At 45.0% G+C, this 19,712-nt stretch carries 14 protein-coding genes; 8 read left to right on the top strand and 6 right to left on the bottom strand.

The window, feature by feature from the left end:
• Positions 1 to 420 precede the first annotated feature (420 nt).
• The 5 genes from ABL924_RS09760 (at position 421) to ABL924_RS09740 (ending at position 8,804) form a co-directional block, all read left to right on the top strand.
• Positions 421 to 2,067 carry a SulP family inorganic anion transporter gene (locus ABL924_RS09760; RefSeq protein ID WP_349026900.1) on the top strand — a complete coding sequence of 549 codons (1,647 nt, stop codon included), beginning with the start codon at positions 421 to 423 and terminating at the stop codon, positions 2,065 to 2,067.
• 89 nt (positions 2,068 to 2,156) lie between these two features.
• Positions 2,157 to 2,903 (top strand): hypothetical protein, encoded by a 747-nt coding sequence (locus ABL924_RS09755; protein WP_349026899.1) that lies wholly within the window; start codon positions 2,157 to 2,159, stop codon positions 2,901 to 2,903.
• Positions 2,904 to 3,081: 178 nt separating this feature from the next.
• Positions 3,082 to 4,446, top strand: coding sequence for a TolC family protein (locus ABL924_RS09750; protein ID WP_349026898.1), 1,365 nt, complete (start codon positions 3,082 to 3,084; stop codon positions 4,444 to 4,446).
• A gap of 258 nt (positions 4,447 to 4,704) precedes the next feature.
• A complete protein-coding gene (locus ABL924_RS09745) occupies positions 4,705 to 5,775 on the top strand; it encodes an efflux RND transporter periplasmic adaptor subunit (protein ID WP_349026897.1) in 1,071 nt (356 codons plus the stop codon).
• Entirely contained in the window at positions 5,775 to 8,804 is a 3,030-nt protein-coding gene (locus ABL924_RS09740; RefSeq protein WP_349026896.1) for an efflux RND transporter permease subunit, read from the top strand. The genes ABL924_RS09745 and ABL924_RS09740 overlap by 1 nt, the downstream gene beginning before the upstream one ends.
• A gap of 321 nt (positions 8,805 to 9,125) precedes the next feature.
• On the opposite strand, the gene ABL924_RS09735 is transcribed toward ABL924_RS09740, so the two are convergent.
• The 4 genes from ABL924_RS09735 to ABL924_RS09720 form a co-directional block, all read right to left on the bottom strand.
• Positions 9,126 to 10,418: an alginate export family protein gene (locus ABL924_RS09735; RefSeq protein WP_349026895.1), complete on the bottom strand. Its 1,293-nt coding sequence runs from the start codon at positions 10,416 to 10,418 to the stop codon at positions 9,126 to 9,128.
• A 59-nt stretch (positions 10,419 to 10,477) separates the two neighbouring features.
• Positions 10,478 to 12,187, bottom strand: coding sequence for an ABC transporter ATP-binding protein (locus ABL924_RS09730; protein WP_349026911.1), 1,710 nt, complete (start codon positions 12,185 to 12,187; stop codon positions 10,478 to 10,480).
• Between the two features lie 106 nt (positions 12,188 to 12,293).
• The gene (locus tag ABL924_RS09725; RefSeq protein WP_349026894.1) at positions 12,294 to 13,310 is read right to left on the bottom strand and encodes an ABC transporter permease; all 1,017 of its coding nucleotides are present in this window, start codon (positions 13,308 to 13,310) and stop codon (positions 12,294 to 12,296) included.
• A 451-nt stretch (positions 13,311 to 13,761) separates the two neighbouring features.
• Complete coding sequence (locus ABL924_RS09720; protein WP_349026910.1) at positions 13,762 to 15,096, bottom strand: CmpA/NrtA family ABC transporter substrate-binding protein; 1,335 nt, start codon at positions 15,094 to 15,096, stop codon at positions 13,762 to 13,764.
• A 904-nt stretch (positions 15,097 to 16,000) separates the two neighbouring features.
• Between ABL924_RS09720 and ABL924_RS09715 the strand changes: the two genes are divergently transcribed.
• From ABL924_RS09715 to ABL924_RS09705, 3 genes are all read left to right on the top strand, one after another.
• Complete coding sequence (locus ABL924_RS09715; RefSeq protein WP_349026893.1) at positions 16,001 to 16,501, top strand: hypothetical protein; 501 nt, start codon at positions 16,001 to 16,003, stop codon at positions 16,499 to 16,501.
• Between the two features lie 127 nt (positions 16,502 to 16,628).
• Complete coding sequence (locus ABL924_RS09710; RefSeq protein ID WP_349026892.1) at positions 16,629 to 17,168, top strand: SRPBCC family protein; 540 nt, start codon at positions 16,629 to 16,631, stop codon at positions 17,166 to 17,168.
• Between the two features lie 84 nt (positions 17,169 to 17,252).
• Positions 17,253 to 18,236, top strand: coding sequence for a type II secretion system F family protein (locus tag ABL924_RS09705; protein WP_349026891.1), 984 nt, complete (start codon positions 17,253 to 17,255; stop codon positions 18,234 to 18,236).
• Here the strand turns inward: ABL924_RS09705 and ABL924_RS09700 are convergent.
• Together ABL924_RS09700 and ABL924_RS09695 are read right to left on the bottom strand one after the other, a co-directional pair.
• Positions 18,208 to 18,450, bottom strand: a complete 243-nt coding sequence (locus ABL924_RS09700; protein ID WP_349026890.1) for a hypothetical protein — start codon at positions 18,448 to 18,450, stop codon at positions 18,208 to 18,210. The genes ABL924_RS09705 and ABL924_RS09700 overlap by 29 nt on opposite strands.
• A 210-nt stretch (positions 18,451 to 18,660) precedes the next feature.
• Positions 18,661 to 19,563 (bottom strand): hypothetical protein, encoded by a 903-nt coding sequence (locus tag ABL924_RS09695; RefSeq protein ID WP_349026889.1) that lies wholly within the window; start codon positions 19,561 to 19,563, stop codon positions 18,661 to 18,663.
• Positions 19,564 to 19,712 lie beyond the last annotated feature (149 nt).

Below are 19,712 nucleotides of genomic sequence, written 5' to 3'. Positions count from 1 at the left end.
CGAGTCACCCAAACCTAAAAATTAATGAAAACACTAAATTCTCTAAAGTTAATTAAGCATTAGTCATGCCATATTTGTTTTTACTAGCCTTTCTTGAGTTTAAAAAAGGATATTTGTGGCGTTACGCTTTGATTTATGGGCAAGAAGAGTTGGCACAAAAAGTTAGGCCATGTGCATTGCAAGAAGCATTTAATTTGATATGAAGCGAAAATTTTTATCTCCCACCGGGGCATTGGTTTAAATACACCAATTATTTAGGTTCATTTAAACCATTTTTAGGTTGAACCTTTAATCGAATAGGGCTGAAGAGCGACTCCTTGCTAGGGAAATAAGGCGATGACAATGTTATTTATAGATTGGCACACAGATTGCTTTCTACATATCGTCATAATAGAAAACTGAAGTTTCTTAGGAGTAAATATGTCCAACCCAATTAATTTAGCTTTACCGAAAACCGGTATACCCGGCCTTATCGAAAACTGGCGCAGTGATTTACTGTCCGGTTTTTTGGTGTTTCTTATTGCCTTACCTTTATGTCTTGGAATTGCAATGGCATCCGGTTTTCCTCCCATGGGTGGCATTATTGCAGCCATTATCGGAGGCTTAGTCGTTTCAAGAATTAGCGGTTCTTATGTCACGATTAACGGCCCGGCGGCTGGCCTCATTGTAGTGATCGTTGATGCTGTGACTGATTTAGGGCAAGGCGATGCGATGGCGGGCTACCGCTATACCTTGGCGGCAATCGTTATAGCCAGCGTTTTACAAACCTTATTAGGTGTTTTTAAAGCCGGAAAACTCAGCGCATTTTTTCCATCATCCGTTGTCCATGGCATGTTGGCAGCGATTGGCATCATTATTATGGCTAAACAGATTCATACCCTGTTAGGCGTGAAGCCAGCCGCTAAAACTTTGCTAGGAGTCATCGCAGAAATTCCACATTCAATCATGGAACTCAACCCAGAAATTGCCTTTATCGGGCTAACGGGCTTGGCTTTGTTGATTATCTGGTCGCTGATTAAAAATCCTACCTTAAAAATGATTCCCGCGCCTTTGTTGGTCGTACTGATGGGTTTGGCGTTAGAGCGGTATTTTGATCTGGATCATATCCATAACTATATGTTCTTGCCAGATACAAAGTTTTTGCCACACCACGAGTTTTCGATTGGCCCTGCATTCCTGGTTTCGGTACCGGAACATTTTTTGGCGGGATTTACACTGCCTGATTTTGGCAAAATTGCTGACTTGGAATTTTGGGAAGCAGTGATTGCTATCTGGTTGGTCGGTAGCTTGGAAAGCTTACTCAGTGCATCGGCGGTCGATAAGTTGGATTCTTACAAACGCAGTTCCAATCTAAACCGTGATTTAACTGCCGTCGGCATCGGCAACATGATTTCTGGGATGATCGGCGGTTTGCCGATGATTGCCGAAATCGTCCGTAGTTCTGCGAATGTAAACAACGGTGCCAAGACAGGCTGGGCTAACTTTTTCCACGGTGCATTCTTGCTGGTGTTTGTTGCTTTATTCCCAACGTTGATACACGAAATTCCACTGGCTTCACTTGCTGCATTGCTCGTATTTACCGGTTTCCGTTTAGCTTCACCTAAAGAATTTGCTAAAACAATGGCTATCGGATTAGATAATTTTGTTTTGTTTATGGTGACTATCGTTGGTATTTTGGCAACCGACCTGTTGGTTGGGGTATTGATAGGAATTGTTGTGAAACTCTTGATACATATTGCCCGTGGCGTGAAGTTAAGCAATCTTTTTACGATGGCTTACCACGTCAAGCAAACTGACGCAGATACTTATCATGTAGCAATCAGTGGTGCGGCAGTGTTTTCAAATTTCATGGGTTTAAAAAGCCTAGCCGCTAATTTACCAGAGCATAAAACGATCTTTTTTGATTTGTCTGAAGCGGAATTGATTGACCACACAGTGATGGAGTTTATCCATGACTTCAGCAACGACTATGCTCATAGTGGTGGTACATGTACGCTAGTAGGTTTAGACGAACACGAACCTTATTCGGATCACCCGCTCGCGGCGCGTCGTAAAAATTTCGTTTGAGTTGTCAGTTTCAGCTAGCTATTGAAATGTGTATAAAACTACGAGCCAGCGTAATAACTTTTTAGCTACGGCATTGAATACGAGAAGCCATGAATAAAGTCGCACAAATCACGCTCACCTTCTGGATCATTAAGATCTGTGCGACCACATTGGGTGAAACGGCAGGTGATCTGCTTTCGATGACCATGAACGTTGGCTACGGCCTGAGTTCCGTTATTTTGATCGGGTTATTCTTGGTTTCAGTTGCCGCGCAACTGATGTCGAACAAATTTCACCCCATGCTGTACTGGACGGTAATCCTTACCACCAGTACGGCTGGCACAACGATGTCGGATTTTATGGATCGAACACTAGGCTTGGGCTACGCAAAAGGTTCATTGATTTTGGCAACCTGCTTAGCAATAGTCCTGGCTGTTTGGCGTATCAGCGAAAAGTCACTTTCCGTTAGCAATATCCAAACTACCAACGCAGAGCTGTTCTATTGGGTGGCGATATTATTCTCAAACACATTGGGTACGGCTTTGGGCGACTTTTTAGCCGATGATTCTGGCTTGGGGTTTCTTGGCGGCGCACTCATCATTGGCGGAATCATTGGGCTTATCGCCATTGCTTACTACACTACGCGACTGAACCGGGTCATGTTGTTCTGGTTTGCTTTTGTGCTGACACGTCCATTCGGGGCGACATTTGGTGACTTGCTCACAAAGCCACTAGCAAAAGGTGGCTTGGGGTTTGGCACGATTAGGTCATCTGCCATTCTCGCCATTCTGCTTGTCGCGTTTGTCGCGTATACCATCATTGCAGAAAAGCCTATACCCAAAGAGACGACAGCTTAACAATTCATTTCGGCGGATGTTTTCGGTTCCGTTAAATACATGAATTGTAAGAAATCTCATGCTACTATCACACATGCGCGTAAGTAGTATCATTGCAAAAGCTTTTTAAGCTCAACACTACGGGCATTGTGATGCCAATAAACCATTGAGATTCTGATTGATAAACATAATAGCTGTTATGATGCATAAACTAATCAAATTGCTGCTAATAGCCACGTCTTGCATCTCCAGCGCTTGTACCCAATACAAACCAAAAGCACTCACTGAACTGGCTGTTCAACAACAACTCGAAACGCCAACCCCAGAGCAACTTAGTATTCAAGCGGCTCAAATCAAGCACCCTTTGCTAAAGCCCATTGCGTTTAATATTCAGGATGGCTTGTCGCCGGATGAAGCAGGCGTGTTGGCGGTGTTACGTAATCCTGGGTTACGGGCGGCCAGGGATCGTCATGGCATCGCCAACGCGCAGTTACTACAGGCGGGATTACTGCCTAACCCGATTTTATCCTATAACTTTGCCGCCTTAAGTGGTGGGCTGGATCAGGGTAAAGTCACTGGTTATGGTGTAGGACTGGCTTGGGAAGCCACTTCGATCATCACGCAAGCAAATAAAATAACGGCGGCAGCAGCGGAACAACAAGCCGTTGACTTACAAATCGCTTGGCAAGAATGGCAAATAGCGCTGGCGGCAAAAATGGCTGTTTACAAACTGGTGGCTTACACTAAACAGCAACAATTGTTGAAAGAAATGTTGCAGCGTCTTGAAAGCAATCGGGCGCGGATACAAGAGGCCGCGGATAAAAAGTTGGTTACGGAGCTGGATCGCGTCGCGGCTGTCAGCGCTAAAAATGTTATCGATGTCCGCTTGCAAGCGCTCATGCAGCAAAAAAATCAACAACAACAACAACGCCTAAACAGGGCTTTAGGGCTTAAACCAGACGAAGCAATCAAGTTACAGCAAAACATAGCGTTAACTTACGAATGGGTAGCGCCGGCCTACGACAAACTAACGCATGATTTGACTAACCGACGACTGGACTTAATGGCATTGCAACAGGCTTATAAAAACCAGGACGAGCAAGTCCGTATTGCGGTGTTGCAACAATTTCCAAGCATTAGCATTGGGTTTACGCAGACCAAGAATAACAGTGATTATTACACCGTAGGCGCTGGCGTGGCGGTGACCTTGCCCATATTTGACCAGAATCAGGGGAAGATTGCCCTTGCGGAAGCGACGCGGCAGCAATTGTTTGATGAGTACACCAACCGGGTGTTTCAATCGAACGCGGATATTTCCGAACTGTTGGTGACTATTACCGCCTTAAATAAGCAAATTCAATCGATTAATCATGCGATACCCGATCTGGAAAACCTGGTAAGCGCCTATAAGCTGGCGGTCAAAGATAGGCAGGTCAATGTGTTGAATTATTACACGGCCTGGAATAATTGGACGGATAAAAAAATAGAACTGCTGTCATTACAACTCCAGCTAGTCGAAGCGCGTATCGCTTTGGAGATAGCGACAGGGATTTATCAGATTTAAGGAATCTCTGAACAAGTTGATTCCATTTATGGTTCGACAAGGCTCTCCTGAGCGTAGCCGAAGGGCCCACCACAAACGGAATCAACACCTTACCGTTCGTCCTGAGCTTGTCGAAGGACTTAATCAGAGATTCCTTAAGCACGACTTAAAGGTACAAGGCGAAAAGTTGAATCATATAGGCTCTACCACGAAGGTCGCAAAGAAAGAAGCACAAGACTTCGAGACCTTCGACATTTATCCATTTTCTCAAGGAACATTATGAGATTTATCTTAAAAACCATCGTCGTCAGTGTGTTATGTTCGCTTAGCCTTATCGGCTGCACACCGGATACTTCAGAAGAAAAACCGGAAACCACACCAGAACCCATTGCCCAGGTTCGAACCATAAAGCTGCAAAAATCAGGGATCAGCGAAACCTTAACTGCTTATGGCACGGTGTTACCTTGGCCGGACAAATTGCAATCCATCACAGTACCGTTTACCAGCCTTATCCAAAAAGTTTTGGTTAATGAAGGGCAACTCGTTCAACTGGGTGACGTATTGCTAACGCTCAAGCCTGGTGATGATGCGGCTTTACAAATGGAACAAGCGCGTAAAGAGTTGAACGCTGCGGTACAAGAGCAAAAATTGCTGAAAGAACGCATACGCCTTAACTTGGCAACCGAACAAGAAGGGGTCGCAGTGCAATTACGCGCAGAACAAGCCAAGGTCATGCTTGATAATTTGACAGGGAGGGGAATCAATCGAAACTTGCAAATTAAAGCCGAGCAAGCGGGGATTATCCATTTAGTCAGCGTTCACCAAGGGCAAATCCTTCCTCCCGGCAGTCCATTGTTACAATTAGTAGACCAAAACCAATGGGTCGTGCGCTTAGGTGTTGAACCTGAAGATTTTGAGCACTTGCAAATCAATCAGCAGGTATTGATTACGCCCGTCAATAAACCGGCCGCACAGGCTGTTACGGGACGCATAGAAACCATCGCCCATCAAATTGATCCTACAACCCGATTGCTGAACGTGTTTGTGAGACCTGAATCGAACCAAACTTTGTTAATCAATGATTTTGTTGAAGCACAGATTATTGTTAAATCAATTAATGCCTTAGTCGCCCCTAGACTAGCGGTCTTGCCCGAAGCTAAGGCATACAGTTTATTTACCATCAAAAATGGACACGCGGTTAAACATAAGGTGCAAGTCGGTTTAGAAAACGACCAACAATTTGAGATTATTGCCGATGATTTAACGGAGAATGATGACATCGTCGTGTTGGGCAATTATGAGCTTGAAGACGGGATGGCGGTAGCGGTTGAACATGAGGCAAAGCCGTAATGACAACATGGGCTTATCGTCACCGCCGCTCGATTTTGTTTGCATTGGCCTTATTTGCCATTGCTGGTTGTTTTAGTATTTTCAACACGCCGGTCAGTCTGTTTCCTGACGTTATTTTCCCTAGGGTCGTCATCAATTTAGATGCCGGTGACCGACCTGCGGAACGCATGGTGATTGAAGCTACCTTGCCCGTTGAAGAAGCGGTGAGGTCAGTGCCTGGGGTGATAAGTGTGCGCTCCAATACCAGTCGCGGCAGCGCGGATATTTCCATTAACTTTGTTTGGGGGCTGGATATGGTCTCCGCCATGCTGCAAGTGGAGTCGGCGCTGAATCAAATCCGCTCCTCCTTACCTACAGCGCTGGCTTTTACCGTCCGGCGCATGGAACCAACCGTGTTTCCGGTGCTGGGCTACAGTTTAACTTCGGATAAACAATCGCAGGTTATACTGAGGGATGTCGCTCAATATCAAATCAGGCCGGTGTTGTCGTCGATTCCAGGGGTTGCCACTGTCGAAGTATTGGGCGGGGCGGTGGCGGAATATCAAGTCATCGTCAACCAAGCGAAGCTCAATTCGTTTGGCTTAAGTTTGGATGATATTGCGAAAGCCTTATCATCAGCCAATGTCATTCAGGCCGTTGGGCGCTTGGAGCAAGACTATAAGCTCTATCTCATGCTGGCGAATACCCAGTTATCCAGCCAGGAGCAAATCGAAAAAACCATTTTGCGTAGTGGGCAAAATGGCCTGGTGTTTCTGGAAGATGTCGCGCAAGTCGCAAAAGCAACTGTACCGCAATGGCAGCGTGTTACCGCAGATGGTAAGGATGCTGTGTTGTTTCAGATTATTCAGCAACCGGGCAGCAGTACGGTGGATATTGCACAGGCCACGCAAGACCAGTTAGAACGCCTGCAAAAAAAATTACCCGCAGGGATTAAAATCGCCAAATGGTATGACCAAAGCGATCTAATCGTGGCATCTGCGTCGAATGTAAAGGAGGCCTTATTAATAGGTTTATCGTTGGCGATCCTAACTCTTTTTGTATTTTTACGAAATACCAAAGTGACTCTAATTGCAGCGGTCACCGTACCTCTGGCATTGTCTGGTACCGTATTTGTGCTTTATGTCTTGGGCTTAAGTTTTAACATTATGACATTAGGCGGCATGGCCGCGGCAGTGGCGTTGATTATTGACGATGCGATTGTGATGATTGAACACATCATCCGCCGAATGCACGACGCAACTGGCACTTATCTGGAGCGTATCCACCTGGCAGCAAACGAGTTCAGTAAACCGTTGGCAGGGTCTTCAGCATCAACCATTATCATCTTTGCCCCCTTGGCATTTTTGACGGGAGTAAGCGGCAGTTTTTTTAAGGCCTTGTCACTGACGATGGCTACCGCTTTAGCGATTTCTTTTCTAGTGGCTTGGTGGGCTGTACCGTTATTGGCTGCATATTCACTCGATCAAAAGGACACGGAGCAAATAGGGCAAGGCGCTTTAACGCGCTGGTTTCATCGTCATTATGAAGATTTTATGCAGCGAATATTATACCGTCCGCTGCTCCTAGCTGCCGCCTTATTGCCCTTATTGCTAGGCGGTTTTTTGGCTAGTCAAAACATCGGTTCCGGTTTTATGCCGGCGATGGATGAAGGCGGATTTATTCTTGATTACCGTGCCTCGCCTGGCACGTCAGTTTCAGAAACTGACCGTTTGCTGCGGCAGGTTGAAACCATTTTACAAAGCACGCCCGAAGTAGAAACCTATTCACGCCGCACTGGATTAAGCTTAGGCGGACATATTACCGAGGCCAATGAAGGTGATTTTTTTATACGTTTAAAGCCATTGCCGCGCAGGGGGCTTGATGAAGTCATGGTGTCGGTTCGAAAACAGGTGCTTATTAAAGTGCCAGGATTGGACATAGAAATGGCGAAGCTTATGGAAGATATGATCGGTGATTTAACCGCAGTGCCGGAGCCTATAGAAATCAAACTGTATTCCGATGATGGTGCAGTTTTAGCGAAGCTGGCAGAAAAGATTGCCCACGAATTGGAAACAATAGAAGGTGTTGTCGATATCAATAATGGCGTGGTTCCCGCAGGTGATGCTTTGAATATTCGGGTATTGCGCGATAAAGCCGCTCTGGAAGGCTTGACGGTGGACGAAGTTAAGTTGGCGTTAAATAATTATTTGAATGGCACAATCCCTACTCAAATCCAGGAAGCCGTTAAAATGATTGATGTTCGTGTTTGGATACCTGAAAGCGACCGCGCCAATACTAAGGCGCTGGAAAAGTTACGCATTCGCGCTGCTGACCGCCATTTAATACCGCTAAAACGCATCGCCGAAATCTCTGCCGAAACGGGACAAGCGCAAATCAGCCGTGATAACTTGAAACGCATGGTTGCGGTGACTGCGCGGATCAGTGGCCGGGACATGGGCTCTACTGTTGCTGACATTGTTAAAACTCTAGATCAACCGGGCATGTTGCCGAGCGAGGTTTATTATGTGTTGGGTGGTTTATATGAACAACAACAGATCGCTTTTAAAGGCTTATTGTCAGTTTTCATTGCTGCCGTCGCACTGGTTTTCGTCTTGTTGCTTTATCTTTATGAACAGTTTCAAGTGGCGTTGGCGATGATGCTAACGACCTTGTTAGCCATAGCCGCGGTGTTTATTGGCCTATGGTTAACCAGTACCGAATTGAATATTACCGCTATGATGGGCATGACGATGGTCATCGGAATCGTGACAGAGGTCGCGATATTTTATTATTCTGAATACGAAAATTTGCCTGATACGGTGAACGGTTTTCAGCGCCTGATTTTAGCTGGCAACAACCGGATGCGTCCCATCTTTATGACCACGTTGGCGGCAATTTTTGCATTAATGCCATTGGCAATGGGTATCGGTGCGGGTTCAGAAATGCTACAACCGTTGGCAATAGCTATTGTGTCTGGATTGATGGTGCAAATACCGTTGGTGCTAATTGTGTTGCCAAGTTTTTTGGCGTTTTCTAAGGGGCATCAATAGGGAAGGCTTAGCCTATGCAAAATAATCGTCAACCATAGGCGCGATTAGCTCAACTTAGCCAACACTATTTTGCAAATTGTCTCTCAACCTATAATTTTCAAGAACCCGCCAATATTACCTTTTCCTAATTCAATAGGCGGCTTCAGGCTCCCCAAGCACTTATATGGAAGTCTCTAATAACCCCCCTCTCCCTCTGGGAGAGGGCTAGGCTGAGGATTTAACTGGTTGATTTTAAATTCCCTCATCCCAACCTTCTCCCAAAGGGAGAAGGAGTTTTTTGAATTTTTAGAGATTTCCTTATGAAAATGTATAAGGCAAATGCTAAAAACTGATGTTGCCTTGCAACCATATTTTTTGGGTATCGGTGCCAAACTTATCGGCATTGTAGTTGGCATATTTCGCTAACATTGAATAATGTTTACCGAATTTCCATAAAGCCTGAAAATTCCATTCATCGCCATAATGGATATTGCCCGTATCATCGCTGAAATCGTGGAATACACCAGTCAAGACAAGATTGCCCCGGTCAAGCAATACATGCGCCGTGCCGAATACGTCGCGGATACCATTGGCAGGCGTATTCAAAAATAAGTCCGCCCAACCTTGGAAAGCATGGTTAGTTCCTAGTGGCGTATCGAACGTCTTATCCTTACCGTAGCCGTTGAGTTGTTCCATCGCGCCTTGAACGGTGACATTAAAAGCTGTTAAGCCCCCCATCAGGTTGAACCTATCGGCTGCATAATCAGCTTTCCCATGACCGTAATCTTCCTGATAAGCGTATTCGGCAGTGTAAACCACACCAAAGTTATCGCTCAGTTTAAGCGTGTCACCGGGTTTTTGAAAATTGGTGAAACGCACACCGTAAGTGGCGCTTGATTTTTCATAGTTTTCTTTTTCGGTGTAATCCAGCCAGTAGCCATAGCCGATAATATTGCCATAATCACCAACCTTGTAATTCACATTGACGATGGGTGCATTGATGTTTTCGGTGGTCGAAGTGATGGTCTGCACGTTGCCTATATAACCGGCATTAACGACCAGCCCGAATAACTGTTGGCTAGTATGGGTGACAAGCACCGAGTCGAAGGTATGTTCCATTTGTCGCCAGCCGACGTTGCCGATATAACGGTCGTCATCCAGCTTTATCCGTTGCCGACCGCCCTTGATGACCGTATCGGGAATCCCGGCATAGCTGACCCACAATTGGTTAAGCTCGGCTTTTTCCGGGTCGGCGATCACTGAAAATTCCTTCTTATCATTGCGTAAGCTATTGAAATCTTCCTGCATGGCAAGGTTGCCTTCAAATTCCGCATAGCCTTGGATACCGTAAAAGACTGGGGACAACAAACCCGCACGTAACCGTAAGGTATTGCCGTTAGCGGTCTGTGGCTGATTGGCTGAAGGCAGGCCCGTAACAATATCCCGCTTGTTGTCTTCGTTAACATTTTCCCAGCGGTAATTTAAGTCCAGTTTGATTGCGCCCTTATTGCCATAATGGTAAAAATTAAGCGCATCCTCGACAGACTGGGTAACACCGACTGCGGATGCCGGATGGTTGGCAAACGCGAACGACAATAATGAAGTTGCAAGGATTTTTTTTCGTAACGCAGGCATGAAGATTCCCCTTGGCTGTTAAGCCATTTAGTAGTTTGATATTTAATTTTTTAAGACGATTAATGCGTATGCTCACAATCAGACAAAAACCGCAAAATGCTTTCCCGGTACTTGTAATAATCAGGATGGCTCAATAAGGCTTTGCGTGAGCGTGGCCTAGGCAAGTTGATATTCTCAATTTTGCCGATCTTGGCATGTGGGCCGTTGGTCATCATGATGACACGATCCGCTAACAAGATCGCCTCATCGACATCATGGGTCACGATGAGCGCGGTCACATGGGTACGCTCCCATACCTCCATAAGCACTTCCTGCAATTCCCAACGGGTGAGCGAATCCAGCATCCCGAACGGTTCGTCCAATAATAATAGCTTGGGCGATAAGGCGAAGGCACGGGCAATCCCCACCCGTTGCCGCATCCCATTCGACATCGCACCAGCTTTTTTTCGCAGTGAATCACCCAAGCCAACGCGGGTCAGGTAGTACTCGACAATGTCTTCCCGTTCCGCTTGGGTGGCGTGAGGGTAAACCTTATCAACCCCTAACATGACGTTGTCGAACGCCGTCAGCCAGGGAAACAAGCTGGGTGCTTGGAACACCACGCCACGGTCTGGCCCTGCACCATCTACCTCGCGGTTGTCCAGGAAAATAGCACCGTCTGAAATCGAATTTAATCCAGCCGCCATGGACAATACGGTTGACTTGCCACAGCCGGAATGGCCGATTATGGAAATGAATTCGCCTTTTTTTACTCTCAGGTCAAAGCCATCGACCACTTTTACGGTGCTGTTGCCATCGGGTGTGGGATAGGTTTTGGCGATTTGGGAGAACTCCAGGTAACGGTAATTAGGCCGTCCGGTATCTTCTTTAGCCGGTTTCAGGGCAGAGCGATCCAACGCCCAGTCATTGCTGGTATTGGGTCGCACATTAGGCAGGACTGTTTGGCTTTGTCCTTCGGTAAGGTTTTTTTCCATGCCGATAGCCATCAAATATTGCGTGATGTCGGCACGACATTTTTTGAAAGCTTCGTTATGGTTTAATTCTGTCCTGTTCCTTGGTCGTTCGATATCTACGATAAAATCTGGGCCAAGTGTGGCATTAGGGCCAGGATTAAGCGGAATCACTCTATCCGCCATGTAGATGGCTTCATCGACATCGTTGGTTATTAATATGACAGTTTTCTTTTCCTGTTCCCAAATTTGCAGAATTTCGTCTTGTAACATTCCGCGAGTTAAAGCATCTAAGGCACTAAGTGGCTCGTCCAAAAGTAAAATATCCGGGTTAGCGGCCAGCGCTCTGGCAACATTCACCCGTTGCCGCATTCCGCCTGATAATTCAGCGGGTTTCTTGTTCATTGCCGAACCAAGATTAACCATTTTCACGTATTTTTCGGTATGAGCTTTGCGTTGGGTGGCAGTCCAGTCCTTAAAGATTTCATCAACTGCTAGTGCAACGTTTTCGAATACCGTTAGCCAAGGCATTAAAGAATAGTTTTGGAACACCACGCCGCGATCAGGGCCTGGCGCATTGATGGCCTTGTTTTGCTTTAATATCTCACCGCTATCAACCTGTATCAAGCCGGCAATGGCGGAAATCAGCGTGGTTTTTCCACTACCTGAAAAACCCACAATCGCGATGAATTCACCTTTTTTGATACGCAGGTTAATATTGTCCAGCACCAGGGCTTTGTTATTGCCTTCGCCAAAAGATTTACAGACGTTTTTCAATTCCAGCAAAGGCACCTCTGCCAACGTGTCAGTTTGGTTCATCGTAAGCGCTTTTGGGTTGCTACCTGTGAAAGCGATAACGGTGGAGGACTTGTTGATTCCTGGTGGTTCAGTTGTGTTAATGGCTAAGCTCATTATTGCCCCCTGGTTACAGTTCTCTGCCAAAAGAAAATATTTTTTGCAGCGTTTGCATGATACGGTCGAGAATAAAACCGATGATGCCGATTGTGAACACAGCTACCATGATACGACCCAGTGAATTTGAGCTGCCGTTTTGGAACTCATCCCAGACGAATTTACCCAAACCAGGATTTTGAGCCAGCATTTCAGCAGCAATCAATACCATCCAGCCCACGCCCAGTGACAAACGCATACCGGTAAATATGTAAGGCATGGCGGATGGGATGATAATTTTGGTGATTTGCGTACTCCAATTTAGGCGTAGCACTTTGCCAACATTGACCAAATCTTTATCAATGGACGAGACACCAACCGCCGTATTGATAAGGGTTGGCCAGAGTGAGCATAAAGTTACGGTAATCGCCGAGGTAAGAAACGATTTTTCAAACCAACTTTCGTCGTTAGTGACATAAGCCGCACTCACGACGAGCGTGATGATTGGCAACCATGCGAGGGGTGAGACAGGTTTAAATATCTGGATTAGCGGATTGATGGCCGTATTGATAACAGGACTCATACCACACAAAAGACCAAGCGGCACAGCTACCAGCGAAGCTAATACAAAGCCTGTAAACACGGTGTACAAACTAGTCCAGATTTTATCTATATAGGTAGCGCTGCCGTTGTAGGGGCGGATTTTGACTTCAGCATCTGGGTTTTCCGCTTTTTCCTTTTCGATACGTGCTTCCTGGAGTACATAAAACTCAGCTTTCTTGATTTTTTCGGCACGATGTTCATCTAATAGCCCCATCGCTTCGTCCCAAACGGCGCTTGGGCCAGGTATGGTACCCAGGCTGGTGTTAACCTTGGCTGCTGAAAAACTCCAGAACCCCAAAAAAAACAGGATGGCAATAATGGGTACGCCCATTATCAAAAACAATTGCCGGATTTGTTGTGCCGGGTTTTCGCCTGCCGCTATTTTTACAAAAGGAACAAACCAGGTGAACCCAGTTAAGTTGAAAAATTTGATGAGTTGGTTACTCATGGTTATCACCTTCTATTTACGATACTTCGATTAGTGCTTACGTTGCTGTCCTTTAAAAAAGATGCGTCCTTGCACCAAATTGAAATCCATTCCGGTCACACGAGGAGGGCACAACTAAACACAACAAAAACTTTGGCCAATCTGGGAATGCTTATTCACACAAACTGAATTACGTCACAACCTCTTTTAAAAAAGGCGCGTCCTTGCACCAACACGACATCCGGTCTACACGAGGTGGGTTACAACTGGCACAACAAAAACTTTGATTACCTCTTACATTACTTTCCTCCACTGGAATCAAGTGAGGAAAGCCCCCTCTCCTTTCCTGCTGGAGAGGGTTGGGTGAGGAGAATAAACTGTTTATATCCACCTACTACCTACATCCTTGTAAGCATCTCTCTAGGGAAAAAGAGATTAGCCATTTGAAGATTAACTACATCAATTCAGGCCACTAATCCACAATCTTGCCACTAACCACTTTTTGCTTACCCTTCAAGCCGATAGTAAATTTGCTGAGGTAGTCATTCGGTTTGGTGCCGTCAAACGCAATGCCATCAATAAAGTCACTGGATGAGGCTTTGAAGCCGCTTTCGCTTTCTGCCGGAAAATCGCTGGCTTTAGCCTTTCCCTCAGCAATCAATGCCTTGGCTGCGGTCATGTACACGCTTGGGAGATACACTTTTTTGGCAATGTCCATGTACCAGGAATCTGGTTTTTCTTCGTTAATCATGCCCCAGCGACGCATTTGAGTTAAAAACCATACTGCATCACTGTAATAAGGGTAAGAGCCGTTATAGCGAGCAAACACGTTGAAGTCAGGCAAGTCACGTTTATCGCCTTTTTCGTATTCAAACGTGCCGTTCATGCTGTTGGCGATCACGTCATAATCAGCCCCCACGTATTGTTTTTGCGACAACATCTCTACGCCTTCATTACGGTTTTTATTGCCTTCGGCATCTAGCCACATGGAGGCGCGAATTAAGGCTTTAACCACGGCGACATGGGTTTTCGGGTTTTTTTCTGCCCAGGTTTTAGTGACCCCAAATATTTTCTCAGCACTGTTTTTCATCAATTCATAGTCGCTGATAACTGGTACACCGATGCCTTTAAATACCGCCTGTTGATTCCAGGGCTCACCCACGCAGTAGCCGACAATCGTGCCGGAATCCATCGTCGAGGGCATTTGTGGAGGGGGCGTTACTGACAGCATAGCTTCGGCATTAATCTGACCCGATGTATCTTGAGGGGGTTCATAAAAGCCAGGGTTAATGCCTCCGGCTGCCAGCCAGTAGCGCAATTTCAAATTGTGGGTGCCAACCGGAAATGTCATCGCCATATTGAACGGCTTACCTGCGGCCTTATATTTTTCCAATATGGGTTTCAAGGCATCGGCTTTGATTGGGTGTACCGGTTTACCGCCTTCCATGGGAACTTGCGGCTTCATTTGCTTCCAAACATCGTTGGAAACGGTAATCGCATCGCCATTTAACGTCATAGTAAAGGCACTGACAATATCCGCTTTAGTACCGTAACCTATTGCTGTGCCTAAAGGTAAAGGTGCCAACATATGAGCGCCGTCGAGTTCGCCGCCGACCACCCTGTCCAACAACACTTTCCAGTTAGCTTGGGCTTCAAGCTGCACTGAAAGCCCTTCTTCCTCGAAAAACCCTTTTTCAAAAGCGACGGCTAGAGGCGCCATATCAGTCAGCTTGATAAAGCCAAATTTCAGGCTTTCTTTTTCCAGCTTTTCCGCAGCCTCTACATTAGAAGCGTTTGCAGCAATCATTAACACGATGGCTGCGACAATAAGGCTAAGTGCAGACATGGGCTTGCTTATGTTAGGAAGTATTTGATTAAGACCCTTAACAGGCTCAGAACGAATAGTTACGTATTGGGGCTGTTCGTGGTGGTGAGTCCTAAGTCCTTCGGCTATGCCTAGGAGAGCTTTGTCGAATGATCGAGTCATGAATGGAATCAACTTACTCAGAGCTTCCTTTGTGTTATTAGTTTGTATCATTGATTGTCCTCGTAGGTTAAATAACAGGCTTGCAAAACTCGAATCTCAGCTTGCTAAACCCTGTAGTTACACATTGCTTAAAAATAGAGCGCTCACATTGATAAAGCAAACGACGTGCCAGTTTTGTTAGCTCAATATAATTGCTATTTTTATACATGTTTTAGGGACCTTCTAAAAATTCAAAACTCTACTTTCCCCCTCTGTGATAGGCTTGGTATAATTTATTAAAAATCAATTATTTATATCCATATATTTAGATATCCCCCAGAGGTAGATGGGCATTTTAGGGAACTCCCTACAAGGAGTTATGAATGTTTTTCTACACAGCAAGGAAGCCAGCTAAATCGAGCATGACGCATTGATTTTGTGCGTTGGTTTCTTAGTACGCACCAATTCGGAGAGCTGTCTGTACGGGTTACACCGAGAAAATGAGCAGTACGGATAGAACGCGACGATATAACGCTACAGGCGTTCCAGAATTAGGATTAACGGATTGATTTTCTCGGTTTAAATATGCTGTGTTATATCTAAAGTGTTAGCGTTTTTAGGTGGTAGCCTTCTTTTTATCAATTACTGGCTCTACACTGTTCGATTTTTCTTTACTTAGATGGTATTCGTGATAACTTTCTTCTGACGATAGCCTGTTAAGTTTACTTATTCCCTATAAATCACGATGCCATTTTTTGTTGCGCTTTGTCTTATTTTTGCAATTATTGTGCAAACCGGAAGTCCGTTGCAGTCGGTGTTGCTCTCGCCTGTCTTTATTTATGGTGGTTTAACGATAGCTGTTGTTACGATTATTGGCAGTTTTTTTAAGTTTGTGCCTGAAAATATCGGTTATGATCTTTTTTCCAGCAGCATCTTACTAGCCTGGTTTGCTTACTGGAAACCGCTGTTCGTCAAAGATTCGCCGATATTCTTTTTCTTTCCGGTTTATTTCGCATTGATAATTGCTTTTGCTACCTTATTTTTCATTGGGCAACGTAACAAAATTGATCGCGATAGTTTGCAGCGTATGAAATCTATCGTTGATTCTGGTGCCGTCGATCCTTGGTTTATAATGGTTTGCGTTTTGATAACGCTTAATTTTGAAAATCATTTTCTGCAATTTCCAGTCATGATGACATTATTGACCATGCGATATGTTTTATCCGGTTGCCTAAAGCCTAATTAATTTGTTGCCCCTCAAAAATCCAAGGAGCTAGCGTGAGATCATTAGGGTGTTAATGCCGTCAGTTGCTACGGACTTACTGCCTTATTGGTTTATAATTTTCTTGACTCACAGTAGGAGAAAACATCTCATGATCAATATCATTTTAATTTTAATAGCGCTTGCTGTTATGCTGTCCCTTGTTGTCGCTGCAATGCAGCCAGCCAATTTTCGTATAACCCGAACAGGTACAGTAGCCGCTCCTGCCTCAGTCATATTCCCATACATCAACAATTTGCAAAAGTGGGAAGCCTGGTCACCGTGGGCAAAACTTGACCCGACAGCTAAAAACTCCTTCGAAGGGTCATCGGAAGGTGTTGGTGCCAAGATGAGCTGGGCGGGTAACAATAAGGTCGGCGTAGGCAGTATGACCATTACAGGAAGTAGCCCTAGTGATTTCATCCAATTCAAACTGGAATTCCAAAAACCGATGAAAGCCACTAACATGGCAGAGTTTACCTTCAAGCCTGAAGGAGACCACACCATCGTTACCTGGACTATGGCGGGAACTAACAACTTCATCGCAAAAGTCATGGGGTTAATCATAAATTGCGACAAGATGGTTAGTGGGCAGTTTGAGCAAGGTTTGGCGGATTTGAAAGTATTAGTGGAGGAAGCGAATAAAAAATAAAGAATGAAGCTTTGCCAAATATTTTATGTCGGTTGCTTTTCGTAGATGGCGTAAAGAGGTTTCTACAATTTGCAAAATAGCGCTATGTCGAAAACAAATCACCCAATAAGCTTCGAACAATTGGCACGATTATTTACCCAACTAAAACAGCTTGAAGCCTCTGGATTACCAGCTTCCCAAGCGTTTGATATTTTGATCCAATCAGAAGATAAGTTAAAAAAGCCTCTATCAACTATGCGCCGACAATTATATGCCGGACGCCCCATTTCCGAAGCGGGTTTTAGGGCGGGTATTTTTAATGAAACCCATACAATGCTTATTCAGGCTGGTGAGACCAGTGGGCGGCTAGCTGAGGTTTATGGTCAACTCGCCAATTACTACACTGGGCTTAGCAGCCGAGTTAAAAAAATTAAATCGCGCTTGTATTTCCCCATTTTGGTGCTGATTATCGCGCTGTTCATGCAACCATTACCTGACCTTATCGGCTCCAAAATAAGCGGATTTGACTATTTACAACTGAGCTTGGGGCGGCTTATTGTCATAGGATCTGGTGTATTTTTGTTGATCCGACTACCTGGGATTTTATGTGGCTTTGGTGCTGAGAAAGCTTGGCATCATTTGCAACTGCGTATATCAGTCGTCGCCAACTGGCTTACAAAGCGTCAACTCAATGAATTCTTCTTTATTTTGGCGATGATGTTAGAAAGCGACATCGCTTTTGCTGTTGCTTTACCGAAAGCCGTTGCTACCATTAAAAACAGCAGTTTGAGAGCAAGCTTTAGCCCAGCAATATCGGCGCTTTCCTCAGGAGCTAGTGTTGCCGATACGCTGGCAAAAGTGCCAATAATTAATGCGACAATGCTGCAAATTGTGAGTAGCAGCGAACAAAGCGGCAAGCTCGCCAGTGGCATAATGCACTTTACCAAACTGGAAGCGGAAACAATCGGCCTACAGGATGACGCTTTAGCCGAATGGCTTCCTCGTTTGGGCTATATTCTTATCGCCAGTTGGATGGCTTATTCCATCTTGGGGAGTCAGTTTACAACGGTGATGCCGGACAATATCTAATCGACGATATCAAGGTGACTAAGCCTTGCAGCGTCTGCCCGTCGTCACGATAAACCTGAAAAGCAGGTGATAACCCGATAACACGACGAGTATTTTTTCCTGGTAATTTCATTCGGTGTTGAGAAACAAAGGAAGCCAGTAAGGTATTTTCCTTGCCTATCCGGTTTACACTCACGCGGGATGGGGTTTGAAACCCCGTTCCTAACGTTTTCACAAAACTTAAATGACGTGACTGCGCTTAATCAACGTGAAGCCTACGGGCGGGGCAACATGCCCCGCCCGGCTGAAGGATCGTCTTTTTTAGTGAAATTGCGGTAAAGAGACAGGCATGTTGCCGTAGGGTTTCGACGTGGTTCAAAAACGTCAACATCGGCAAAACGTGAGTGACGGTACATACCCCGTCACGCGGAGTTTGGTGTAAACGCTATGGGTTGGGTTGCGTATTAAGATTGCCTTTATCCTCAAAAAGGGATTCCAAACCAAAAATTTTAGCTTGATCGGGTGTTAATAGCGTTTTCACCTGTGCTTCCGTTTGATCTGCAATTGTCTCATCAAGCCGAATGCGTTCTTCATCAGTGATTTGTCCACTTTCATAAGCATCCTGATTGGCGAGTTGCTGGCTCGCTCCGGTTTTATACAGGTTAGTAATTTGCAAGACGGTACTTGGATCAACATACTGGAAAAGCTCTTGTTCGGTTTTGATTAAGCCGTGCGTGGATTGTCGTATTGGCAACGTAGCGAATACTTCCGAAGAAGGCCCACTTGTATCATCATAGGGATGTGGAATATTTGTGATTTGCTTGGCAAAAATTGAGTTTTTTTCAACGCCCAGCATTGCCTTGTATTCTTCATTATTTAGTAAAGTTGCCAGGTTTTTGAAATGTTCTATGCCAATTTTCCAGCCAGCGACTTCCGATGCTTGCCATTGTAAATCTCGGTTTTTTGAAAGCGTATCTCGTTGATATTCATAAAGGGCAAATTGAGAAAAAAGCTCGTTCTTTAGAGTAATCGAAGTACTTTTAGGTAATTGTGATAACTGCTTCTTAATAGTACTCAAAACACTACTTGGACTTTTTAATTGATGGGCGATCCATTCATTAGGTACATCTCTTCCTATAGCTTCAATTGCTTGGTCTGCGTCCAGTTCCGCTATACTTCGCGGAATACTTTTGAATTCAGCGGTCACAGTATTAGGCATTTTTTGCTGCCTTAATTTAGGGGGTAAAACAAAATTACCGTCCTCTACATTATCTTCAAATAAAGAGCCTGTTTTTGTTAATATAACTGCTTCCGCTTTAGCGGCTTGTTTATTAATTGTTTCTTGCATTGAATTAGTTTCGTCTAACAATTTATTTTTGTGGCTAAAAAAAACGTAACCTATTGATCCGGCCTTTAGAAGTTTTAAGCTGCATATTTGACTCTCTTATCCTGAAAGAAGCTGCGTATGCGTTCTGGATTCGACTTCAGCATGTCCAT

This window comes from Methyloglobulus sp. (assembly GCF_040079455.1).
Lineage (GTDB): Bacteria > Pseudomonadota > Gammaproteobacteria > Methylococcales > Methylomonadaceae > Methyloglobulus.
The sequence above is the reverse complement of the archived record's forward strand: the minus strand, read 5'-3'. Positions and strand labels throughout refer to the sequence as shown.